20 protein-coding genes are annotated in these 22,832 nt (G+C 60.0%); 11 read left to right on the top strand and 9 right to left on the bottom strand.

Features of this window, described 5'->3' with window-relative positions; translation table 11 throughout:
• Positions 1–11: 11 nt before the first annotated feature.
• Genes cysG through ftsK form a run of 6 tightly spaced genes read right to left on the bottom strand, consistent with a single transcriptional unit; the run spans position 12 to position 7,509 of the window.
• Complete coding sequence (gene cysG, locus BT199_RS03970; RefSeq protein WP_014718896.1) at positions 12–1,406, bottom strand: siroheme synthase CysG; 1,395 nt, start codon at positions 1,404–1,406, stop codon at positions 12–14.
• Entirely contained in the window at positions 1,407–2,687 is a 1,281-nt protein-coding gene (gene serS, locus BT199_RS03965) for a serine--tRNA ligase (protein WP_019816715.1), read from the bottom strand. It abuts the gene before it with no gap.
• A 15-nt stretch (positions 2,688–2,702) separates the two neighbouring features.
• Positions 2,703–3,077 (bottom strand): fluoride efflux transporter CrcB, encoded by a 375-nt coding sequence (crcB, locus tag BT199_RS03960; RefSeq protein ID WP_014718898.1) that lies wholly within the window; start codon positions 3,075–3,077, stop codon positions 2,703–2,705.
• Entirely contained in the window at positions 3,074–4,399 is a 1,326-nt protein-coding gene (locus BT199_RS03955; protein ID WP_014718899.1) for a replication-associated recombination protein A, read from the bottom strand. Before BT199_RS03955 ends, crcB begins: the two co-directional genes overlap by 4 nt.
• Positions 4,400–4,422: 23 nt before the next feature.
• Positions 4,423–5,046: an outer membrane lipoprotein periplasmic chaperone LolA gene (lolA, locus tag BT199_RS03950; RefSeq protein WP_003174700.1), complete on the bottom strand. Its 624-nt coding sequence runs from the start codon at positions 5,044–5,046 to the stop codon at positions 4,423–4,425.
• A 54-nt stretch (positions 5,047–5,100) separates the two neighbouring features.
• Positions 5,101–7,509: a DNA translocase FtsK gene (gene ftsK / locus BT199_RS03945; protein ID WP_003192084.1), complete on the bottom strand. Its 2,409-nt coding sequence runs from the start codon at positions 7,507–7,509 to the stop codon at positions 5,101–5,103.
• A gap of 474 nt (positions 7,510–7,983) precedes the next feature.
• Here ftsK and aat point away from each other — a divergent pair, with 474 nt between their 5' ends.
• From aat to infA, 3 genes are all read left to right on the top strand, one after another.
• Entirely contained in the window at positions 7,984–8,664 is a 681-nt protein-coding gene (gene aat / locus BT199_RS03940) for a leucyl/phenylalanyl-tRNA--protein transferase (RefSeq protein ID WP_014718900.1), read from the top strand.
• 56 nt (positions 8,665–8,720) lie between these two features.
• A complete protein-coding gene (locus tag BT199_RS03935; protein ID WP_003192088.1) occupies positions 8,721–9,428 on the top strand; it encodes an arginyltransferase in 708 nt (235 codons plus the stop codon).
• A gap of 100 nt (positions 9,429–9,528) precedes the next feature.
• The gene (infA, locus tag BT199_RS03930; RefSeq protein ID WP_002553999.1) at positions 9,529–9,747 is read left to right on the top strand and encodes a translation initiation factor IF-1; all 219 of its coding nucleotides are present in this window, start codon (positions 9,529–9,531) and stop codon (positions 9,745–9,747) included.
• Positions 9,748–9,933: 186 nt separating this feature from the next.
• Here infA and clpA read toward each other — a convergent pair whose 3' ends face one another.
• Positions 9,934–12,204 (bottom strand): ATP-dependent Clp protease ATP-binding subunit ClpA, encoded by a 2,271-nt coding sequence (clpA, locus tag BT199_RS03925; protein ID WP_003192090.1) that lies wholly within the window; start codon positions 12,202–12,204, stop codon positions 9,934–9,936.
• A 29-nt stretch (positions 12,205–12,233) separates the two neighbouring features.
• Positions 12,234–12,602: an ATP-dependent Clp protease adapter ClpS gene (clpS, locus tag BT199_RS03920; protein ID WP_005789091.1), complete on the bottom strand. Its 369-nt coding sequence runs from the start codon at positions 12,600–12,602 to the stop codon at positions 12,234–12,236.
• A gap of 225 nt (positions 12,603–12,827) precedes the next feature.
• Here clpS and cspD point away from each other — a divergent pair, with 225 nt between their 5' ends.
• A complete protein-coding gene (gene cspD, locus BT199_RS03915) occupies positions 12,828–13,088 on the top strand; it encodes a cold shock domain-containing protein CspD (RefSeq protein ID WP_014718902.1) in 261 nt (86 codons plus the stop codon).
• A 75-nt stretch (positions 13,089–13,163) separates the two neighbouring features.
• Here the strand turns inward: cspD and icd are convergent, their stop codons facing one another.
• Positions 13,164–14,420: an NADP-dependent isocitrate dehydrogenase gene (gene icd / locus BT199_RS03910; RefSeq protein WP_005789095.1), complete on the bottom strand. Its 1,257-nt coding sequence runs from the start codon at positions 14,418–14,420 to the stop codon at positions 13,164–13,166.
• A gap of 483 nt (positions 14,421–14,903) precedes the next feature.
• Here icd and BT199_RS03905 point away from each other — a divergent pair, with 483 nt between their 5' ends.
• The 7 genes from BT199_RS03905 to BT199_RS03875 all read left to right on the top strand — a co-directional run bounded on the left by BT199_RS03905 (position 14,904) and on the right by BT199_RS03875 (position 22,767).
• On the top strand, positions 14,904–17,129 hold the full coding sequence (locus BT199_RS03905; protein WP_072433931.1) for an NADP-dependent isocitrate dehydrogenase: 2,226 nt from the start codon (positions 14,904–14,906) through the stop codon (positions 17,127–17,129).
• Between the two features lie 225 nt (positions 17,130–17,354).
• Complete coding sequence (locus BT199_RS03900; protein WP_072433930.1) at positions 17,355–17,801, top strand: NUDIX hydrolase; 447 nt, start codon at positions 17,355–17,357, stop codon at positions 17,799–17,801.
• 59 nt (positions 17,802–17,860) lie between these two features.
• Positions 17,861–18,985: a tRNA 2-thiouridine(34) synthase MnmA gene (gene mnmA / locus BT199_RS03895; protein ID WP_014718905.1), complete on the top strand. Its 1,125-nt coding sequence runs from the start codon at positions 17,861–17,863 to the stop codon at positions 18,983–18,985.
• The gene (gene hflD, locus BT199_RS03890) at positions 18,982–19,605 is read left to right on the top strand and encodes a high frequency lysogenization protein HflD (protein WP_019816713.1); all 624 of its coding nucleotides are present in this window, start codon (positions 18,982–18,984) and stop codon (positions 19,603–19,605) included. Before mnmA ends, hflD begins: the two co-directional genes overlap by 4 nt.
• Positions 19,606–19,730: 125 nt before the next feature.
• Entirely contained in the window at positions 19,731–21,101 is a 1,371-nt protein-coding gene (gene purB, locus BT199_RS03885) for an adenylosuccinate lyase (protein ID WP_014718906.1), read from the top strand.
• Between the two features lie 84 nt (positions 21,102–21,185).
• On the top strand, positions 21,186–22,352 hold the full coding sequence (locus BT199_RS03880) for a ribosomal protein uL16 3-hydroxylase (protein ID WP_014718907.1): 1,167 nt from the start codon (positions 21,186–21,188) through the stop codon (positions 22,350–22,352).
• Positions 22,345–22,767, top strand: coding sequence for a GNAT family N-acetyltransferase (locus BT199_RS03875; protein ID WP_014718908.1), 423 nt, complete (start codon positions 22,345–22,347; stop codon positions 22,765–22,767). The genes BT199_RS03880 and BT199_RS03875 overlap by 8 nt, the downstream gene beginning before the upstream one ends.
• Positions 22,768–22,832: the final 65 nt, after the last annotated feature.

The following is a 22,832-nucleotide window of genomic DNA, read 5'->3' as shown; positions in this document are numbered from 1 at the left end:
TGCTTTTGAGGTCAGACTTGGGACTGGGCGCCCTCGAACCACTTGAGCTTTTCACGCAGTACCACCACCTCACCCACGATCACCAGTGTCGGCGCATGCACTTCATGCTCCGCCACCATGCGCGGCAGGTCGGCCAGGGTGCCGGTGAACACGCGCTGGTTGGACGTGGTGCCCTGCTGGATCAGCGCCGCTGGGGTATCTGCGGAGCGCCCGTGCTTGATCAACTGCTCGCAAATGATCGGCAAGCCAATCAAGCCCATGTAGAACACCAGGGTCTGTGAGGGGCCGACCAGGTCTTGCCAAGGCAAGTCCGAGGTACCGTTCTTCAAGTGCCCGGTAATAAACCGTACCGACTGGGCATAATCGCGGTGAGTCAGCGGAATCCCGGCATAAGCCGCACAACCACTGGCTGCCGTGATACCCGGCACCACCTGGAAGGGGATGCCATGGGCCGCCAATTCCTCGATCTCTTCGCCACCACGACCAAAGATGAACGGGTCACCCCCTTTAAGGCGCAGCACGCGCTTGCCTTGCTTGGCCAGGTCGACCAGTTGCTGGTTGATCTGGTCCTGAGGCACCGCGTGATCGGCGCGACGTTTGCCGACGTACACGCGCTCGGCATCACGACGGCACAGTTCCAAAATCGCCGGCGCAACCAAACGGTCGTACAGCACCACGTCGGCTTGCTGCATCAGGCGCAATGCGCGGAAGGTCAGCAAATCCGGGTCACCTGGGCCCGCACCCACCAGGTACACCTCACCGGGCGCGTAAGGCGGCGCGCCATTGACCTTTTCGATCAACAGGCGCTCGGCCTCCTCGCCCTGCCCGGCCAACTGGCGGTCGGCAATCGGGCCCTGGAACACTTCTTCCCAGAACGCCCGGCGCTGCTGCACATCCGGGTACAAACCTTTGACCTGAGCCCGAAAACGCGCGGCCAGCCCAGCCAGTTGCCCGTAGGTGGAGGGAATCCAGGTTTCCAGCTTGGCGCGGATCAGCCGTGCCAGTACCGGCGCGTCACCGCCGCTGGAGACGGCAATCACCAGGGGTGAACGGTCGACAATCGCCGGGAAGATCACGCTGCACAACGCTGGCGCGTCCACCACATTGACCGGCACGCAGCGACGCTTGGCATCACTGGACACTTGCGCATTCAATGGCTCATCGTCGGTAGCCGCGATAATCAGGGTGCAACCGTCCAGGTCGGCCTCCTGATAACCGCGCAACATCAGTTCCCCGCCACTGCCCAGCACCAGCTCACGCAGCTGGCTTTCGATCTGGGGAGCAACCACCCGCAACACCGCGCCGGCATCGGCCAGCAGCCGGGATTTGCGCAAGGCAATCTCCCCACCACCGACGACCAACACACGACTGCCGCGCAGGTTATGAAACAGCGGCAGAAATTCCATTTAGCGGATGACCTCAACGCCCGCCATGTAAGGCTTGAGCACCTCAGGTACACGGATCGAACCGTCCGCCTGCTGGTAGTTTTCCAGCACGGCCACCAGGGTACGGCCTACGGCCAGGCCCGAACCGTTGAGGGTATGCACCAGTTCCGGCTTGCCGGTTTCCGGGTTGCGGAAACGCGCCTGCATGCGACGGGCCTGGAAGTCACCGCAGTTGGAGCACGACGAAATCTCGCGGTATTTGTCCTGGCTCGGCACCCACACTTCCAGGTCGTAGGTTTTCACGGCGCTGAAGCCCATGTCGCCCGTGCACAGGGCCAGTACGCGGTACGGCAGCTCCAGCAGCTGCAACACGCGCTCGGCGTTGGCAGTCAGGCCTTCCAGGGCTTGCATGGAGGTCGACGGTTCTACTACCTGGACCATTTCAACCTTGTCGAACTGATGCTGGCGGATCATGCCGCGGGTATCGCGACCCGATGCGCCGGCTTCGCTACGGAAGCACGGGCTGTGGGCAACCAGCTTCAACGGCAGTTGCTTGGCGTCGAGGATTTCGCCGGCGACGATATTGGTCAGCGACACTTCGGCCGTCGGGATCAGGTACAGGTCGGCTTCGCCGTCGCGGCTGATCTTGAACAGGTCTTCTTCGAATTTCGGCAGTTGGCTGGTGCCCATCAACGCCGGCGCCTGAACCAGGTACGGGGTGTAGGCCTCTTCGTAACCGTGTTCGCCGGTGTGCAGGTTGATCATGAACTGCGCCAGTGCACGGTGCATGCGCGCAATCGGGCCGCGCAGCAAGGCAAAGCGTGCGCCGGACATTTTTGCCGCGGTTTCAAAATCCAGGCCACCGGTCAATTCGCCCAGGGCGACGTGGTCCTTGATCTCGAAATCGAAGGCTTTCGGCGTGCCCCAGCGGCGCACTTCGACGTTGCCGTCTTCATCTTCGCCGACCGGTACGGATTCGTGGGGCAGGTTCGGAATGCCCAGCAGGATCGAATCCAACTGGGTCTGAATGCCTTCCAGCTCGATTTTGCCGTCGGACAGCTCAGTGCCCATGCGCTCGACATCCGCCATCAACGGCGCGATATCTTCGCCGCGCTGCTTGGCCTGGCCGATGGACTTGGAGCGCGCATTACGTTCAGCCTGCAGTGCTTCGGTGCGGGTCTGGACGGTCTTGCGCTGTTCTTCCAGCGCTTCGATGCGCGCAACATCCAAGGCAAAGCCACGGGATGCCAGGCGGTCCGCTACGTCCTGAAGGTTGCTACGTAACAGTTTGGAATCGAGCATGTCGGTCTCTCGTTATCAAAGTTTGGTCAAGGACAGGCCAGCCCAGGTGGCGAGCAGCCCGCCGAATACGCTGATGGCCGCATAGCCAATCGCCAGCGGCACTTGCCCGCTTTCCAGCAGGCGCACGGTATCCAGTGAAAAGGATGAAAAAGTCGTCAGGCCGCCAAGAAAGCCAACCATCAGGCCGGCACGTACCTCGACAGGCACTTCCGGGCGTAACAAAAACAGGCCGTATAACACGCCGATCAACAGGCAGCCCACGATATTAACGGCGAGCGTCGCCGTATAGAAGTGTTTCGGCCAATTGGCGTTGATCCAATTGCCGGTGGCGAAGCGCAACAGCGTCCCGGCAATCCCCCCCACCGAGACGGCGACCACCAAAGGAATCATGATTTTCTCCGCTGCCGGGGGCTCAGACGGTCGAGGGTGGCCAGGTGATTGAGCTTCTCACCGATCTTCAGCTCCAGGCCACGGGGCACGGGCTGGTAGAACGGCTGCGGCTCCAGCTCATCGGGGAAGTAGTCTTCGCCGGCCGCATAGGCGTCCGGCTCATCGTGGGCATAACGGTATTCGTCGCCATACCCCAGTTGCTTCATCAGCTTGGTCGGTGCGTTGCGCAGGTGCAGCGGCACTTCGAGGGAGCCGTGCTCGGCGGCCGCACGCAGGGCCGACTTGAAGCCCATATACACCGCGTTGCTTTTCGGCGCGCAGGCCAGGTAGGTGATGGCCTGGGCCACCGCCAGCTCGCCTTCCGGGCTGCCGAGGCGCTCCTGCACCTCCCAGGCGGCCAGGCACAGGCTCAGGGCCCGCGGGTCGGCGTTGCCGATGTCTTCGCTGGCCATGCGCACTACGCGGCGCGCCAGGTACAGCGGGTCGCAACCGCCATCGATCATGCGCGCAAACCAATACAGCGCGCCGTCAGGGTTGGAACCGCGTACGGATTTGTGCAGCGCGGAAATCTGGTCGTAGAAGGCTTCGCCGCCCTTGTCGAAACGTCGGCGCGTGTCACCCAGCAGGCTTTGCAACAGATCAACGCCAATCTCGCCGCCGTCTTCGGCCAGGTCGGAAGCGTTCTCCAGCAGGTTGAGAAAGCGACGCCCGTCACCATCGGCGGCGGTCAGCAAAATCTTGAAGCCTTCATCGCTGAGGCTCAGCTGGCGCTTGCCCAGGCCCTTGTCTTCGCTCAAGGCACGGTGCAGCAGCTTTTGCATCGCCGCTTCATCCAGGCTCTTGAGCACATAGACCCGCGCCCGTGACAACAAGGCGTTGTTCAATTCAAAGGAAGGGTTTTCGGTGGTGGCGCCGATAAAGATCAGCGTACCGTCCTCGACATAAGGCAGGAACGCATCCTGCTGCGACTTGTTGAAGCGATGCACTTCGTCGACGAACAGGATAGTGCGCTTGCCGTATTGCCCGGCCTGCTGCTTGGCCACTTCCACCGCCTGGCGGATCTCCTTCACCCCGGCGAGCACCGCCGAGACCGTTTCAAAGTGCGCGTCCGAGACTTTCGCCAGCAGCCGCGCCAGGGTGGTCTTGCCCACGCCCGGCGGCCCCCAGAAAATCATCGAATGCAGCGCACCCTGCTCCAAGGCTTCGCGCAAGGGTTTGCCGCGAGCGAGCAGGTGTTCCTGACCGACGTACTCATCCAGGTTGGTCGAACGCAAGCGCGCGGCCAGTGGCTGGGCAATCGGGTCACTTCGAAACAGATCCATGGGCAGCGTTTGAAACCTCTAGATTATTCCTGGATCACGTCGGCACCCTTGGGGATGTCGAACTTGAACTTGGACGCGGGCACCGGCTGGTTGGCCTTGACTCCGGAGAACAGGATATCGGTGCGCTGGCCGACGCTGTCGACCAGGCGCATGTTGTTGATCACGCCGTTGCCGAACGACAAGGACAGCGTGTCAAACAGCGTGTCCTTGGATTTTGGCTTGAGGGTGAATTCGATGACGTTGCTGGTCTGCTTGGAGGTGATGTCGAAGCTGTCGTTGATTTTCGACACATCACCCGACAGCAGCAGTGCCGGGGTCTGGTTCAGGCGTGGATCGAGCTTCTTGATGGTGGCTTGTTCCAGGTCCGGGTCCCACAGCGTGACTTTCTGGCCGTCGGAAACGATGGTCTGCTCAGCCTTGCCTTCGGTATGCCAGTAGAACAGCCCTGGGCGCTGCACGGCCATTTCACCGGCTGTTTCCTGCAACTGGGTGCCGCCGGCATCCAGGGTGAGCTGGGAGAAGCGCGCGGTGAGGGTCTGGGATTTGTCCAACAGGTTCTTCAGGCTGGCGACGGAAGCCGGGTCAGCGTGAGCCGAAACAGCGGTCAAGGCCAGGGCCGGCAACAACAGCATGCGGATAAAGCGCATGGGAGTCCTCATTGAGTAGTCAGGGCACGCCGCGTGTTGCCACGCGGCGCGGAATCAGTCGCGCATCTGCCCAGGGGCGATGACTTCACGCGAGCCATTGGTGTTCATTGCGGTCACGACGCCGGCCATTTCCATGGCTTCGATCATGCGGGCGGCGCGGTTGTAGCCGATTTTAAGCTTGCGCTGCACCGCCGAAATCGAGGCACGGCGGCTTTCCAGTACGAAGGCCACGGCCTCGTCGTAGAGCGCGTCGGTTTCAGCATCATCGTCGCCACCGCTGCTGCCACCGTCGAAGCCGCTGCCGGCCTCTTCCACGCCAGCGAGAATGTCGTCGTTATATTCCGGCGCGCCGCGCAGTTTCCAGGCTTCGACCACACGGTGGACTTCGTCATCGGAAACAAAGGCGCCGTGAACGCGAATCGGCAGGCTGGTCCCGGGCGGCATGTACAGCATGTCACCGTGGCCCAGCAGTTGCTCGGCGCCACCCTGGTCGATGATGGTACGCGAGTCGATCTTGCTGGAGACCTGGAACGCCATGCGCGTCGGAATGTTGGCCTTGATCAGGCCGGTGATCACGTCCACCGACGGCCGCTGGGTCGCGAGAATCAAGTGGATGCCCGCCGCCCGCGCCTTCTGGGCGATACGGGCGATCAGCTCTTCAACCTTCTTGCCGACGATCATCATCATGTCGGCAAATTCATCGACCACCACCACGATGGTCGGCAACTTGGTCAGCAGTGGTGCTTCATCGTGAATGCTTTCGCGCTTGTACAGCGGGTCGGTCAGCGGTGTGCCGGCGTCCTGGGCTTCTTTGACCTTGGCATTGAAGCCCGACAGGTTACGCACGCCCATCTTCGCCATCAGCTTGTAGCGGCGCTCCATCTCGGCAACGCTCCAACGCAGGGCGTTGGCGGCGTCCTTCATGTCGGTAACCACCGGGCACAGCAGGTGCGGGATGCCTTCGTAGATCGACAGTTCCAGCATCTTCGGGTCGATCATGATCAGCTTGGCGTCATCCGGCCCGGACTTGAACAGGATCGACAGGATCATGGCGTTCACACCCACCGACTTACCGGAACCGGTGGTACCGGCTACCAGCAGGTGCGGCATTTTCGCCAGGTCGGTAATCACCGGCTTACCGCCGATGTCATGGCCGAGCGCCAGGGTGACCGGCGATTTGAAGTTGTCGTATTCCGGGGTCGACAGCACTTCGGAGAAGCGCACGATCTGCCGGTCTTCGTTGGGGATCTCGATACCCACGGTGGTCTTGCCCGGGATCACTTCCACCACGCGCACGCTGGTGACGGCCAGGGAACGTGCCAAATCTTTGGCCAGGTTGGAAATACGGCTGACTTTTACCCCGGCGGCCGGTTGGATTTCGTAACGGGTGATCACCGGGCCCGGATGGATCGAGTCCACCGACACTTCGACGCCGAATTCCTTGAGCTTGATTTCCAGCAGGTGGCCGACGGCCGCCAGGGATTCGGGGGAATAGTTGAGTTGTTTCTTTTCGGCCGGGTCCAGAATCGAGATCGGCGGCAAGGTGCCTTCGACAGCGCTGTCGATAAACAACGGTGCCTGCTTCTCTTTTTGCACGCGATGGCTGGGCTCCGGCGCCTTGGGCGGTGCCGGGGCGATCACGGGCGGCACCTGCTTTTCACGGTCCGACATGTGCTTGCTCAGGGCCTGCTCGCGCTCGATCAAGCGCTCCTTGACCTTGGCTTGCTCGCGTCGATCCGGCGTGCTTGGAGCCACCACCTCGTTGACACGGGTGTCAACCTCACGCAGCTGCGCCACCATTTGCTTGCGCTCGACACGGGCGGCCCACCAGCGGTTGGCGGCGCCTTGGAACAATTCGAACAGGTCGAGGGTAATTTTGCCGGTCACGTCCATCACCTTGAACCATGACAGGTCGGTGAATACCGTCAGGCCGAACAGGAACAGCGCGATGAACATCAGGGTGCTGCCCTGGATATTCAGGGTACGGCGTGCCAGGTCGCCAAGGCTCTCGCCCAGAGCCCCGCCCGCGCCCGCCGGCAAGCCGGTCGGTGCATGGAAGTGGATATGCGCCAGCGCAGCGCCCGACAGCACCAGGAACACCAGGCCGATCAGGCGCCAGGAGAACAGCCAGCCGCTCCACTGCCACGGTTCGTGACGCTGGCGGAAGATCTGCCAGGTCTTGATCGCCAGCAACAGCGGGAAAATGTAGGCGAAGTAACCCAGGATCATGAAGAGGATATCGGCGCTGTAAGAACCTACAGGGCCGCCGAAATTCTGCACGTCATCGATCTTGCTGTTATGACTCCAGCCCGGATCGTCCTTGCCATAGGTGAGCAAGGCCATCATCAGGAACAGACACAGCGCACCGATGGCAATCAGTGCGCCTTCCTTGAGTCGGTAATGCAGGTGCTGGCGCCAGGCCGGTACGACTGCTGCTTTAGGTGCTGCGGCGGATTTCTTCAAAACGGGTCTATTCCTGCGCCTTTAGCGCGTCCATCTGTTAAATGACTACACGACTGCTCTATCCGGAGCAGCTGAAAAATGAACGAATGTTGCTGAATCTACTTTTAACATCCGGTGACGGATAGGTGAAATGGCGATAACGCCACAATGGCCGCATTGTACGGGTTTGCGTGCGCGATGCCACGCACTTGCCCTTCACCTGACTGCACTGACAATTTGAGCATGCATTGCCTTTGCTGACAAAGGCTTATGAGCTGTATTTAGCAATCCAGGCAAGCTTGGCAAATGGCCGGCATGCGCCAGACCCGATTACGACCACACCCTGTGTGCAGAGTTGCAGAAACACCCGCTCATGCTAATCCTCGTTAATAGCCTATTCGGGCTGGCCCCGTGGCGCCGGGTCGTCAATAATCAACACTTGCGGTGCAGGTGCATGACCTGCCACTCCCCTCCCCTTCCGTAAGCCTGGATGCCATGCTGACCTGGTTACAACGCGACACCCTGACGTTCCCACCTTTGGCCAAGGCCATGCGCGAACCCAACGGCCTGCTCGCCGCCGGTGGCGACCTGTCGGCCGAACGACTGATCCAGGCCTACCGTCATGGCTGTTTTCCCTGGTTCTCCGAAGGCCAGCCTATCCTCTGGTGGTCGCCCGACCCTCGCACAGTGATATTCCCCGACGAGCTGCATGTTTCCCGCAGCCTGGGCAAATTATTGCGCCAGCAGCGCTATACCGTGACCTTCGACCAGGATTTCGCCGCCGTCATACACGCCTGCGCCGCGCCCCGTGCCTATGCCGATGGCACCTGGATCACCGAAAGCATCCAGCAGGCCTATCTGGAGCTGCACCAGCGTGGCTACGCGCATTCCGTCGAGGTCTGGGACCAGGGCGAACTGGTAGGTGGCCTGTATGGCCTGGCGATGGGCCAGTTGTTTTTTGGCGAGTCCATGTTCAGCCGCGCCGACAACGCCTCCAAATTCGGCTTCGCCACATTGACCCGGCAACTGCAAGCCTGGGGATTTGTACTGATCGATTGCCAGATGCCCAATGATCACCTGCACAGCCTGGGTGCCCGCGGCATACCGCGCAGCGTCTTCGCTGACTTCCTGGACAAACATCTGGACCAACCCAACGCCGGGCCGTGGGTTTCCTAGGCGACTTTCGCGCACGTGGCTTACACTTATTTCAAAGCTTATCCCGAGGGTTGATCATGACCGAGCTGGCGCGCTTGAAGTTCTATGCCACTCAAGCCCACTCATGCAGCTATCTGCCCGACGAGCAGGCCACCACGCTGTTCCTCGATCCCAGCCAGCCCATGGACGTGCATGTGTATGCCGACCTGTCCGAGATGGGCTTCCGGCGCAGCGGCGATCACCTGTATCGCCCCCATTGCCAGAACTGTAATGCCTGCGTGCCCGCACGCATCCCGGTTGCACAGTTTTCGCCCGACCGTAACCAGAAACGCATTCTCAAGCGCAACGCCGACCTGACCGTACACGCCACCAAACCCCAATACAGCGAAGAATATTTCGATCTCTACCAACGCTATATCGAGCAGCGTCATGCCGACGGCGATATGTATCCGCCCAGCCGCGACCAGTTTTCCACGTTCCTGGTGCGTGACCTGCCCTTTTCGCGGTTCTACGAATTCCGCCTCGATGGCCGCCTGCTGGCCGTGGCGGTCACCGACCTACTGCCCAACGGCCTCTCGGCGGTGTACACCTTCTATGAACCGACCGAAGAACGCCGCAGCCTCGGGCGCTTCGCCATCCTGTGGCAGATAGGCGAAGCGCTGCGCCTGGAACTGGAAGCGGTGTACCTCGGATACTGGATCAAGAACTGCAAAAAGATGAACTACAAGACCCAATATCGGCCCATTGAGCTGCTGATTAATCAAAGATGGGTCACGCTTAACTAGAACCCCTTGGCTTGAACACCCTTTTTCGGGCACAATGCACGCCGCTTTTGCCTGGCGCAGTTGCACCGGGCCATTCACTGGATACCGAGGGCTTTACTGCATGTCGAAAGAAGACAGCTTCGAAATGGAAGGCACTGTCGTCGACACCCTGCCCAACACCATGTTTCGTGTGGAGTTGGAAAATGGGCACGTCGTAACCGCGCATATCTCCGGCAAGATGCGCAAGAACTACATTCGTATTCTTACCGGTGACAAAGTGCGCGTCGAGCTGACGCCCTATGACTTGAGCAAAGGGCGCATCACTTACCGCGCTCGCTAAGCAAGTCAATACAAAACGCCCGGTTATGCCGGGCGTTTTTGTGTGCGCAGGATTTATAGAGGCTGCAAAACTACTGTAGGAGCGAGCTTGCTCGCGAAGAACTCAAGGACAACGCAGTGAATCAGACAGCATGCGTTATCGTTGACGATCTTCGCGAGCAAGCTCGCTCCTACAGGTTTACCGCTATCAGGCCATTTCAGCCGTGGTCTCGAACTCGAAGGTCAGCTCGCCGTCCTTCAGGTCGATGTGCACCACGCCACCATGGTCGGAGAGTTCGCCGAACAGGATCTCTTCGGCCAGTGGCCGCTTGATCTTGTCCTGGATCAGACGCGCCATCGGGCGTGCGCCCATTGCCGCATCGTAGCCGCCCTCTGCGATCCAACTGCGGGCCGCTTCCGTCACATCCAGCTGCACGCGCTTGTCTTCCAACTGCGCTTGAAGCTCGGTGAGGAACTTGTCCACCACGCTTTTGATGACCTCATGGCTGAGGCGACCAAACTGGATAATGGTGTCCAGGCGGTTGCGGAACTCCGGCGTGAAGCTCTTCTTGATCACTTCCATGGCATCGGAGGAGTGATCCTGATGCGTAAAGCCGATCGAAGCCCGCGCCGCGGTTTCGGCACCGGCGTTGGTGGTCATGATCACGATCACATTGCGGAAGTCCGCCTTGCGCCCGTTGTTATCGGTCAGGGTCCCGTGGTCCATGACCTGCAACAACAGGTTGAAGACTTCCGGGTGAGCCTTTTCGATTTCATCGAGCAGCAATACGCAATGTGGCTGCTTGGTGATCGCCTCGGTCAACAGGCCGCCCTGGTCGAAGCCGACATAGCCCGGAGGCGCACCGATCAAGCGCGACACAGTGTGGCGCTCCATGTACTCGGACATGTCGAAACGGACCAGCTCGATGCCCATGGCCTTGGCCAACTGGCGAGCCGCCTCGGTCTTGCCGACACCGGTCGGGCCTGCGAACAGGAACGAACCGACTGGCTTGTCCGGCGACTTGAGGCCCGCACGGGACAACTTGATCGCCGTGGACAGCGAGTCGATGGCCGCATCCTGGCCAAACACGGTGAGCTTGAGGTCGCGCTCCAGGTTACGCAGCAGCTCCTTGTCGGAACTGGTGACGTGTTTTGGCGGAATCCGCGCGATCTTGGCCACGATGTCCTCGACCTGAGGCACGTCGATGCGCTTCACGCGCTTCTCGACCGGTTGCAGGCGCTGGTAGGCACCCGCTTCGTCGATCACATCGATGGCCTTGTCAGGCATATGCCGGTCATTGATGTAGCGCGACGCCAGCTCAGCCGCCGCACGCAAGGCCTCATCGGTGTACTCGATGCCATGGTGCGCTTCAAAACGCCCCTTGAGCCCACGCAGGATGCCGATGGTATCTTCAACCGACGGCTCGGACACGTCGACTTTCTGGAAGCGACGCGCCAGGGCACGGTCTTTTTCGAAGATGCCGCGAAATTCCTGGAACGTGGTCGAACCAATGCAGCGGATATCACCGGAGGACAGCAGCGGCTTGAGCAGGTTGGAAGCGTCCATCACCCCACCGGAAGCCGCACCGGCGCCAATGATGGTATGGATCTCGTCGATGAACAGGATGGCCTGCGGGCGTTTTTTCAGCTCGCCGAGCAACGCCTTGAAGCGTTTCTCGAAATCGCCACGGTACTTGGTCCCGGCGAGCAACGCGCCCAGGTCAAGGGAATAGACGACACTGCTGGCCAGCAGGTCTGGCACCTGGTTGTCGACAATGCGCTTGGCCAGGCCTTCGGCAATCGCGGTTTTACCCACGCCCGCCTCGCCCACCAGCAACGGGTTGTTCTTGCGACGACGCGCAAGTATCTGCGCTACACGCTCTACCTCGTGCTCACGCCCCACCAGCGGATCGATCCGCCCCTGGCGCGCCATTTCATTGAGGTTGCTGGCATAGGCATCCAGCGGGTTGCTGGAAGAAGAAGACTCACCGCCCTCCTCGTCCTGCATATCCTGCTCGCCCTCGGAATGATCGCCGTGCCCAGGCACCTTGGAGATACCGTGGGCGATGTAATTGACTACATCAATACGGGCAACGCTCTGCTGCTTGAGCAGGAACACGGCCTGGCTTTCCTGTTCGCTGAAAATTGCCACCAGCACATTCGCGCCCGTGACTTCACGCTTACCGGAGCTCTGTACGTGGAACACAGCACGCTGCAATACCCGCTGGAACCCCAGGGTTGGCTGGGTTTCGCGGTCCTCGTCATGCACGGGGATCAGTGGCGTGGTGGAGTCGATAAACTCCTGCAGGTCATGCTTGAGCTTGTCGAGGTTGGCGCCGCACGCACGTAGAACGGTGGCGGCAGCTTCGTTATCCAAAAGTGCCAGCAAAAGGTGTTCGACGGTCATGAATTCATGACGCTTCGAACGAGCCTCTTTGAAGGCAAGATTGAGGGTGACTTCGAGCTCGCGGTTTAACATAGCTTCACCTCATACCCAAGTGGTCGGCGTTAACCGTCCTTCTCGATTTCACAGAGTAGCGGATGCTGGCTTTCCCTGGCGTACTGGTTGACCTGCATGGCCTTTGTCTCGGCGATGTCGCGGGTAAACACTCCACATACTGCCCGTCCTTCTGTGTGAACGGCCAGCATTACCTTGGTCGCCAACTCGCGGTTCAGGTTGAAAAACACCTCGAGCACTTCGACGACGAAATCCATCGGTGTGTAGTCATCATTAAACAAAACCACCTTGTACATCGGCGGCGCCTGTAAAGCAGGCTTGGCCTCCTGAACAGCAATGCCTGCAGAACCGTCGTCGTCATGTTCCTGATCCGGGCGATCCTGATTGAATGTTAGTCGAATCTGGCTGTTTGCATGCATGGGAAAGAAAGGTTCGTCAGTGGTTCAATTACAGTGGTGGGGGCGGCCTGTCAGAATTTCAACTCTGACCCTTTGGTCACCTTGACTATCGGCGAAACGGTGTTACAACGAATAGAGCCCACAGTGGGTAAAAAAGGTCCGCGCAGTCAACCTTATTTATTCGGGTTAGGACGGATAGACAGGATGATACTCCAGTGATGGAGTCTGGTGCAGAGGGATAAGGGAATGGCTAGTGGTAAGGTCAAGTGGTTCAACAATGTCAAGGGTTACGGCTTCGTCATTGAAGACGGCAAGACCGAGGACCTTTTTGCGCATTTCTCAGCGATCCAGATGGAAGGTTACAAAACGCTGAAAGCGGGTCAGCGTGTCAACTTTGAAATCATTCAAGGGCCAAAAGGCATGCATGCCGTAAATATTGTTGATGCGCCTGCCACTGCAGGCGTGAAAGAAACAAAGGTAGAAAAATCAGAGAAGCAGCGGGCCTGACCAGCCACTGAAATCAAGCACTCAAAGCAAACCGGCCGCCCCGACTCATCAGGGCGGCCGGTTTTCTCTGCCTGTTTACATATGCTTGATCAACGCATCACCAAACCCCGACGACGACACCAGCGTAGCGCCATCCATCAGACGCTCGAAGTCATAAGTCACAGTCTTGGCCGAAATCGCGCCGTTGGTGCCCTTGATGATCAGATCCGCCGCCTCGACCCAGCCCATATGCCGCAGCATCATTTCCGCCGACAGGATCAATGAACCAGGGTTGACCTGATCCTTGCCCGCATATTTAGGCGCAGTACCGTGGGTGGCTTCAAACATTGCCACGGTGTCCGACAGGTTGGCCCCCGGCGCAATACCAATGCCGCCCACTTCCGCCGCCAGGGCGTCGGACAGGTAATCACCATTGAGGTTGAGGGTCGCGATCACGTCATATTCGGCCGGGCGCAGCAGGATCTGCTGGAGCATGGCGTCGGCAATGGCATCCTTGACCACTACATTCTTACCGGTCTTGGGATTCTTGAACTGCATCCACGGCCCGCCGTCGAGCAGAGTCGCGCCGAACTCTTCAGCCGCCACCTCGTAGGCCCACTCCTTGAAGGCCCCTTCGGTGAACTTCATGATGTTGCCTTTGTGCACGATGGTCAGCGAGTCGCGGTCGTTATCCACCACATACTGCAAGGCCTTGCGCGCCAGGCGCTTGGTACCCTCTTTGGAGACCGGCTTGACGCCAATCCCGCAATCCTGGTCGAAACGGATCTTGGTAACACCCATTTCTTCCTTGAGGAACTTGATCACTTTGATCGCTTCCGGCGAACCAGCCTTCCACTCGATGCCCGCGTAAATATCCTCGGAGTTCTCACGGAAAATAGTCATGTCCACGTCGCCAGGCTTTTTCACCGGACTGGGCACGCCTTCGAACCAGCGCACCGGGCGCAGGCACACGTACAGGTCAAGTTGCTGGCGCAGCGCTACGTTCAGCGAGCGGATACCGCCACCCACCGGCGTTGTCAGCGGGCCCTTGATGGACACTACGTAATCCTTGACCGCGTCCAGGGTTTCCTGGGGCAGCCAGGTGTCCTGGTCGTAGACTTGAGTGGCCTTTTCGCCAGCGTACACCTCCATCCAGGAGATTTTGCGCTTGCCGCCGTAAGCCTTTTCAACAGCGGCGTCGACCACCTTGATCATCACCGGGCTGATGTCGACGCCAATACCGTCACCTTCGATGTAGGGGATGATCGGTTGGTCAGGAACATTGAGAGAATGGTCTGCATTGACGGTGATTTTGTCGCCGACTGCCGGAACCTGAATCTTCTTGTATCCCATGCTGAACTCCATCTATGGATTGAACATCTGGCTGCGTTCGAGCCTACTCCAGATAAATGGCGACTGAAACCTCACGCCATGCTCATTTGCATCGAAAACAGCATATTTGGTGGCCTACAAGCCTGAAAGCAAAGGGAAAAGCGCCAATCTTGAGCACATCCCACTACCCCACGCACCTGCGACCTTTAGACCAATGGACGAGCCCCCTTTTGTATGAAGGCTCAGCGTAAGCATAGCGACCTATGTATAATGCCGCCGCTGACCAAAGAGTCACGACGGCGGACCGCTCTAGAACGTAGCCTTTCGCCAGAAAGCCGGACTATTACCATAGCCCACCCGCTTGACGCTCGACTGATGCAAACCAACATCACCGCGAAGAAACCTCGACATTTCGCTCATGGATGACTTTGAACGAACGCGCTCTACCCGGCGCATCTCGAGTTTCTGCGCACGCTTTCAGCAAAGAAGAGAGTTAATCCGAATATGCCCACCCGCTCGAAGATCATCTACACCTTCACCGACGAAGCCCCAGCCCTCGCCACCTATTCACTGCTGCCTATCGTAGAGGCCTTCACCGCTTCCGCTGATATTGCCGTGGAAACCCGCGACATTTCCCTCGCCGGGCGCATCCTCGCAAGCTTCCCTGAGCAACTGGGCACCAAGGCCATCCCGGACCACCTCGCCGAACTGGGCGACCTGGCCGTTACGCCTGAAGCCAACATCATCAAGCTTCCCAACATCAGCGCCTCGACCCCGCAGCTGCAAGCCGCGATCAAGGAACTGCAGGCCCAGGGCTACGCCCTGCCGGACTACCCTGAAACCGTAACCACCGACGCGGAAAAAGAAACCCGTGCACGTTACGACAAGGTCAAGGGCAGCGCCGTGAACCCGGTACTGCGCGAAGGCAACTCCGACCGTCGCGCACCGCTGTCGGTCAAGAACTACGCACGCAAGCACCCGCACAAGATGGGCGCCTGGGCTGCCGACTCCAAGTCGCACATTGCCCACATGAACAACGGCGACTTCTACGGCAGCGAAAAAGCCGTGCAGATCGAAACCGCTGATGCGGTCAAAATTGCGCTGGTTGCAAAGGACGGCACCACCACCGTCCTGAAGGAAAAGACCAGCGTTCAGGCCGGCGAAATCATCGACACCGCCGTGCTGAGCAAGAAAGCCCTGCGCAGCTTCATCGCCGCTGAAATCGAAGACGCCAAGAAGCAAGGCGTGCTGCTGTCGGTTCACTTGAAAGCCACCATGATGAAGGTCTCCGACCCGATCATGTTCGGCCAGATCGTTGCCGAGTTCTATAAAGACGCCCTGGCCAAGCACGCGACCGTGCTGGAACAGATCGGCTTCAACCTGAACAACGGCATCGGCGACCTGTACGCCCGCATCAAAGCCCTGCCGGCCGACCAGCAGGCGCAGATCGAAGCCGATATCCAGGCGGTCTACGCCGTTCGCCCTGCCCTGGCGATGGTCAACTCCGACAAAGGCATCACCAACCTGCACGTGCCGAGCGACGTCATCGTCGACGCCTCGATGCCAGCGATGATCCGTGACTCCGGCAAAATGTGGGGCACCGACGGCCAACTGCACGACACCAAGGCTGTGATCCCGGATCGCTGCTACGCCACCATCTACCAGGCGGTCATCGAAGACTGCAAGGCCCATGGCGCCTTCGACCCCACCACCATGGGCAGCGTGCCAAACGTTGGCCTGATGGCGAAGAAAGCCGAAGAGTACGGCTCCCACGACAAGACCTTCCAGATCAAGGCTGACGGCGTTGTCCGCGTCACCGACAGCCAGGGCAACCTGCTGATGGAACAGAACGTCGAAGCTGGCGACATCTTCCGCATGTGCCAGACCAAAGACGCGCCGATCCAGGACTGGGTCAAGCTCGCCGTCAACCGTGCCCGCGCCAGCAACACCCCGGCCATCTTTTGGCTGGACCCCCAGCGCGCCCACGATGGCGTAGTGGTCGAGAAAGTTCAGGCTTACCTGAAAGACCACAACACCGAAGGCCTGGACATCCGCATCATGGCCCCGGTCGATGCGATGAAGTTTACCCTGGAGCGCACCCGCAAGGGCCTGGACACCATTTCGGTGACCGGCAACGTACTGCGCGACTACCTGACCGACCTGTTCCCGATCATGGAACTGGGCACCAGCGCCAAGATGCTGTCGATCGTGCCGCTGATGAATGGCGGTGGCCTGTTCGAAACCGGTGCTGGCGGTTCGGCTCCAAAGCACGTGCAGCAACTGCTGGAAGAAAACTTCCTGCGCTGGGATTCCCTGGGCGAGTTCCTGGCCCTGGCCGCGTCCCTTGAGCATTTGGGTGTGACGTACAACAACCCCAAAGCCCTGGTACTGTCCAAGACCCTGGACCAGGCCACCGGCCAGTTCCTGGACAACAACAAATCGCCATCGCGCAAGGTCGGCAACATCGACAACCGCGGCAGCCACTTCTACCTGGCGCTGTACTGGGCACAAGCCCTGGCCGCCCAGACCGAAGACACTGCACTGCAAGCGCAGTTTGGCGAATTGGCCAAAACCCTGGCCGAGAACGAAGCAACCATCGTTGCCGAACTCAACGCCGTACAGGGCAAGCCAGTGGACATCGGCGGCTACTACGCGCCGAACCCAGAGCTGACCAGCAAAGCCATGCGCCCGAGCAACACCCTCAATGCGGCGATTGCCAAGTTGAAGTAAGGTTGTAAGGATGCAAAGAAGCCCCGGCCCAGTGCCGGGGTTTCTGTTTCGGACTGCCACCGATTTAACTGAAGAAACCCAATAGAATGTGGGAGCTGGCTTGCCTGCGATGACGGTCTACCAGCAAGCTATTCAGTAGCTGACCCACCGCTATCGCAGGCAAGCCAGCTCCCACATTGACCGCAATCCTGCCCGAAGACCGCGGGGCATCCCAAGAGACTTCCCATGACCTGGCAACCTCACATCACCGTCGCCACCATCGTCGAAGACAACGGCCGCTTCCTGATGGTCGAAGAACTCAAGGGCGGCCGCGCCGTGCTCAACCAGCCCGCCGGCCATCTGGACCCGAACGAAACCCTGACCGAAGCTGCCGTGCGCGAAACGCTGGAAGAAACCGGCTGGGACGTGGAAGCTACCGGCATCGTCGGCATCTACCTGTACACCGCACCCAGCAATGGCGTCACCTATCAACGGGTCTGCTTTATCGCCAAGGCCCTGAGACACCACCCGGACTATCAACTCGACGAAGGCATCCTGCGCGCCCGCTGGCTGACCCGTGACGAGCTGATGGCCGTGCGCAACGACTGGCGCAGCGAGCTGATTATCCGCTGCATCGATGATTATCTGGCCGGCCAATGCCACAGTCTCGAATTGATCCGCCCTTCTCTTTAGCCTTGCGGGCCCAGGCCTGCTAGAATCGCGTCCTTTTTCAAGACACCCGTTGAAACCCTATGCGTGATTCAGCCCCTTCTGACACACAAAAGAAGCGCGTCATCGTCGGCATGTCCGGCGGCGTGGACTCTTCCGTTTCCGCCGTTCTGCTCATGGAGCAGGGTTATGAGGTGGAAGGCCTGTTCATGAAGAACTGGGAAGAAGACGATGGAACCGAATACTGCACCGCCATGGACGACCTCGCGGACGCCCAGGCCGTGTGCGACAAGATCGGCATCAAGCTGCACACCGCCAACTTCGCCGCCGAGTACTGGGACAACGTGTTCGAGCACTTCCTGGCCGAATACAAGGCCGGCCGCACGCCGAACCCGGACATCCTGTGTAACCGCGAAATCAAGTTCAAGGCCTTCCTCGACTACGCCATGATGCTCGGCGCCGACCTGATAGCTACCGGCCACTACGTGCGCCGTCGCGATATCGATGGCCGCACCGAATTGCTCAAGGGCCTGGACCCGAACAAAGACCAGAGCTACTTCCTGCACGCCGTCGGTGGTGAGCAGATCGCCAAGACCCTGTTTCCGGTCGGCGAGCTGGAAAAGCCCGAAGTGCGCAAAATTGCCGAGAAACACGGCCTGGCCACCGCCAAGAAGAAAGATTCCACCGGTATCTGCTTTATAGGCGAGCGGCGCTTCAGTGATTTCCTCAAGCAATACCTGCCGGCGCAACCGGGCGAGATCAAGACCACCGAGGGTGAAGTGATCGGCCGCCACCACGGCCTGATGTACCACACCATCGGCCAGCGCCAGGGCCTGGGTATTGGCGGTTTGAAGGACGCCGGTGAAGAGCCGTGGTACGTGCTGGTCAAAGACCTGGAAAACAACGTGCTGGTGGTCGGCCAAGGCAACGAGCACCCGCTGCTGTTCTCCGGCGCCCTGCTCGCTTCCGAGATCTATTGGGTCAACCCGATCGACTTGAGCACCCCGCGCCGCCTGACCGCCAAAGTGCGTTATCGCCAGAGTGACCAGCCCTGCACCCTGGAAAAGACCGCCACCGGCTACCGTGCCACCTTCGATGACCCGCAGCGCGCGGTCACCCCTGGCCAGTCCGTGGTGTTCTATGACGGCGAAATCTGCCTGGGCGGCGGCGTGATTGAAGTCGCGCAAGCCTGGAGCAACCCGGCATGAGCCCGACCCAGGAGCAATTGACGGCCCTTGGCGGTGTCTTTCTCGCTGCGGTACTGGTGGACAAGATCGCCAAGACCGGCCAGGTCACTGAGGCCGGCCTGACCTGCATGCTCGGCAGCCTGCTGATCCGCGATCCCAAGGACACCCTTGAGGTTTACGGCGGTGACGACCTGGCCCTGCGTGAAGGCTATCGCGCCCTGATCGGCGCCCTGGAGCGCGACCCCAGCACCTTGCAGCGCGAGCCGTTGCGCTATGCCCTGTCGATGCTTGGCCTTGAGCGCCAACTGGCCAAGCGTGACGACCTGCTGGACACCATCGGCAAGCGCCTGCCGCAGATCCAGTCCCAGGTAGAACACTTCGGCCCGGCCCATGAAAACGTGATCGCAGCCGTAGGTGCGCTGTACCAGGACACCTTGAGCACCCTGCGCCAGCGCATCCAGGTGCACGGCGACATGCGCAACCTGCAGCAACCCAACAACGCGTCGAAAATCCGCGCCCTGCTCCTGGCCGGTATTCGTTCGGCACGCTTGTGGCGCCAACTGGGCGGTCATCGCTGGCAGTTGGTGATCAGCCGACGCAAATTGCTCAAAGAGCTTTACCCGTTGATGCGCAACGAATAAGTCGCACCAGCAGGCTGTTTTCAAGCCATTACGCGTAATACGCCGGTCAGTTGGCGACGGACCGGCGGATTTTTTCATGTATGATACGCGCCCCATTTCGTTGCCCGACTGTCCGAGAACACCCCATGCAGCTCTCTTCGCTCACTGCGGTTTCCCCTGTTGACGGCCGCTACGCCGGCAAAACCCAGGCCCTGCGCCCTATTTTCAGCGAGTACGGCCTGATCCGTGCCCGTGTCCTGGTTGAAGTGCGCTGGCTCCAGCGCCTGGCCGCTCACCCCGCCATCAGCGAAGTGCCGGCGTTTTCCGCCGAAGCCAACGCTGTATTGAACACCCTGGCGGAAAACTTCTCCCTGGAGCACGCCGAGCGTGTCAAAGAGATCGAGCGCACCACCAACCACGACGTCAAAGCCATCGAATACCTGCTCAAAGAGCAAGCGGCCCAACTGCCGGAACTGGCCCAGGTCAGCGAGTTCATCCACTTTGCCTGCACCAGCGAGGACATCAACAACCTGTCCCACGCCCTGATGCTGCGCGAAGGCCGTGATGACGTGATGCTGCCGCTGATGCGCCAGACCGCCGAAGCCATTCGCGAGCTGGCGATCCGTTTCGCTGCCGTGCCGATGCTGTCGCGCACCCACGGCCAGCCGGCCTCGCCGACCACCCTGGGCAAAGAACTGGCCAACGTGGTGTACCGCCTGGAGCGCCAGATCGCCCAAGTCGCCGCCGTGCCATTGCTGGGCAAGATCAACGGCGCCGTAGGCAACTACAACGCCCACCTGTCGGCCTATCCTGAGATCGACTGGGAAGCCAACGCCCGCGCCTTCATCGAAGACGAGCTGGGCCTGGGCTTCAACCCCTACACCACGCAGATCGAACCCCACGACTACATCGCCGAGCTGTTCGACGCGATTGCACGCTTCAACACCATCCTGATCGATTTCGATCGCGATATCTGGGGCTACATCTCCCTGGGCTACTTCAAGCAGCGCACTATTGCAGGCGAAATCGGTTCATCGACCATGCCGCACAAGGTCAACCCGATCGACTTCGAAAACTCCGAAGGCAACCTGGGTATCGCCAACGCCCTGTTCCAGCACCTGGCCAGCAAGTTGCCGATCTCTCGCTGGCAGCGCGACCTGACCGACTCCACCGTATTGCGCAACCTCGGTGTCGGCTTTGCCCACAGCGTGATCGCGTACGAAGCCAGCCTCAAAGGCATCAGCAAGCTGGAGCTCAACGAGCAGAAGATTGCCGCTGACCTGGACGCGTGCTGGGAAGTATTGGCCGAGCCGATCCAGACCGTGATGCGCCGCTACAACATCGAAAACCCCTACGAGAAGCTGAAAGAATTGACGCGCGGCAAGGGCATCAGCCCCGAAGCGCTGCAAACTTTCATCGACGGCCTGGACATGCCAGCCGCAGCCAAGGCCGAGCTGAAACTGCTCACCCCGGCCAACTACATCGGCAACGCTGTAGAACAAGCCAAGCGCATCTGATCCAAGCAAGCTCCTTTGAGACGCCCGGCCGCGCCGGGCGTTTTTATTCCTGTCTTAAAAGTGCTTTTTTTCAATAGGTTACACATGAATCCTGATATCCCTCTTCAACTTCTGGGCGGCATCACGGCACGGGAATTCCTGCGCGACTACTGGCAGAAAAAACCGCTGCTGATCCGCCAGGCCATCCCTGACTTCGAAAGCCCGATCGACGCCGACGAACTGGCAGGCCTGGCCCTGGAAGAAGAAGTCGAGTCGCGCCTGGTGATCGAACACGGCGAGCGCCCGTGGGAACTGCGTCGCGGCCCGTTCGCCGAAGACGCTTTCAGCACCCTGCCCGAGCGCGAATGGACCCTGCTGGTGCAGGCAGTCGACCAGTTCGTTCCGGAAGTGGCTGAGCTGCTGGAGCACTTCCGCTTCCTGCCGAGCTGGCGTATCGATGATGTGATGATCAGCTTCGCCGCGCCGGGTGGCAGCGTCGGTCCGCATTTCGATAACTACGATGTGTTCCTGCTGCAAGCCCAGGGCAAGCGCAACTGGAAGATCGGCCAGATGTGCAATTCCGAAAGCCCGTTGCTGCAACACGCCGACCTGCGCATCCTCGCCGAATTCGAAGAAAGCGCCGAATGGGTGCTGGAACCGGGCGACATGCTCTACCTGCCGCCGCGCCTGGCCCATTTCGGTATTGCTGAAGACGACTGCATGACCTATTCCGTGGGTTTCCGTGCACCGAGCGCCGCTGAAGTGCTGACCCACTTCACCGACTTCCTCAGCCAGTACCTGACCGACGAAGAGCGCTACACCGACGCAGACGCCCAGCCGGTCAGCGACCCGCACCAGATCCAGGGCGACGCACTGGACCGCCTCAAGGGCTTGCTCGCCGAGCACATGAGCGATGAGCGCATGCTGCTGACCTGGTTCGGCCAGTTCATGACCGAGCCACGCTACCCGGAACTGGTGGCCGGCGAAGAGTTGGGCGAAGAAGATTTCATCAACAGCCTGCAAGACGGCGCGATCCTGGTACGCAACCCGAGCGCACGCCTGGCCTGGTCCGAAGTCGACGACGATGTACTGCTGTTCGCCAGCGGCCAGAGCCGTTACCTGCCGGGCAAACTGCGTGAACTGTTGAAGCTGGTGTGCTCGGCCGATGCACTGCACAGCGAAAACCTGGGCGAGTGGCTGGCCGACGAAGACGGTCGCGACCTGCTGTGCGAACTGGTCAAGCAAGGCAGCCTGGGGTTCGCGGATGAATAGAATTCACGTAAGTGTCGCGGACTGGCGAAAGGATATCGACGAGATTCGGCGCATTCGTGAAGCGGTATTCATCGCTGAACAATCGGTCCCGCCTGAATTGGAGTGGGACGCGGACGATGCCGGCGCCATGCATTTTCTTGCATACGAAGGTGATTTCCCGATTGGCACCGCTCGATTGCTGCCCAGCGGCGAGATCGGTCGGGTATCAGTGCTCAAGGACTGGCGTGGGCTGAAAGTCGGCGACAAGCTGATGGAAGCGGTGATCGGCGAGGCGGTGAAACGCGGCCAGACCCGGCAATTCCTGAGTGCGCAGGTGTATGCGGCGCCGTTTTATGAACGGCTGGGTTTCAAGATCGTCAGCGATGAGTTTCTTGAGGTCGGGATTCCGCATGTGGATATGGTGCGCGGGGACTGACCCGAGTCCGCGTCGCCTGCATCGCAGGCAAGCCAGCTCCCACACTGACCGCATTCCAAAGGTTG

This window comes from Pseudomonas sp. NFR02, assembly GCF_900119375.1.
Classification (GTDB): Bacteria; Pseudomonadota; Gammaproteobacteria; order Pseudomonadales; family Pseudomonadaceae; genus Aquipseudomonas; species Aquipseudomonas paracarnis.
The sequence above is the reverse complement of the archived record's forward strand: the minus strand, read 5'-3'. Positions and strand labels throughout refer to the sequence as shown.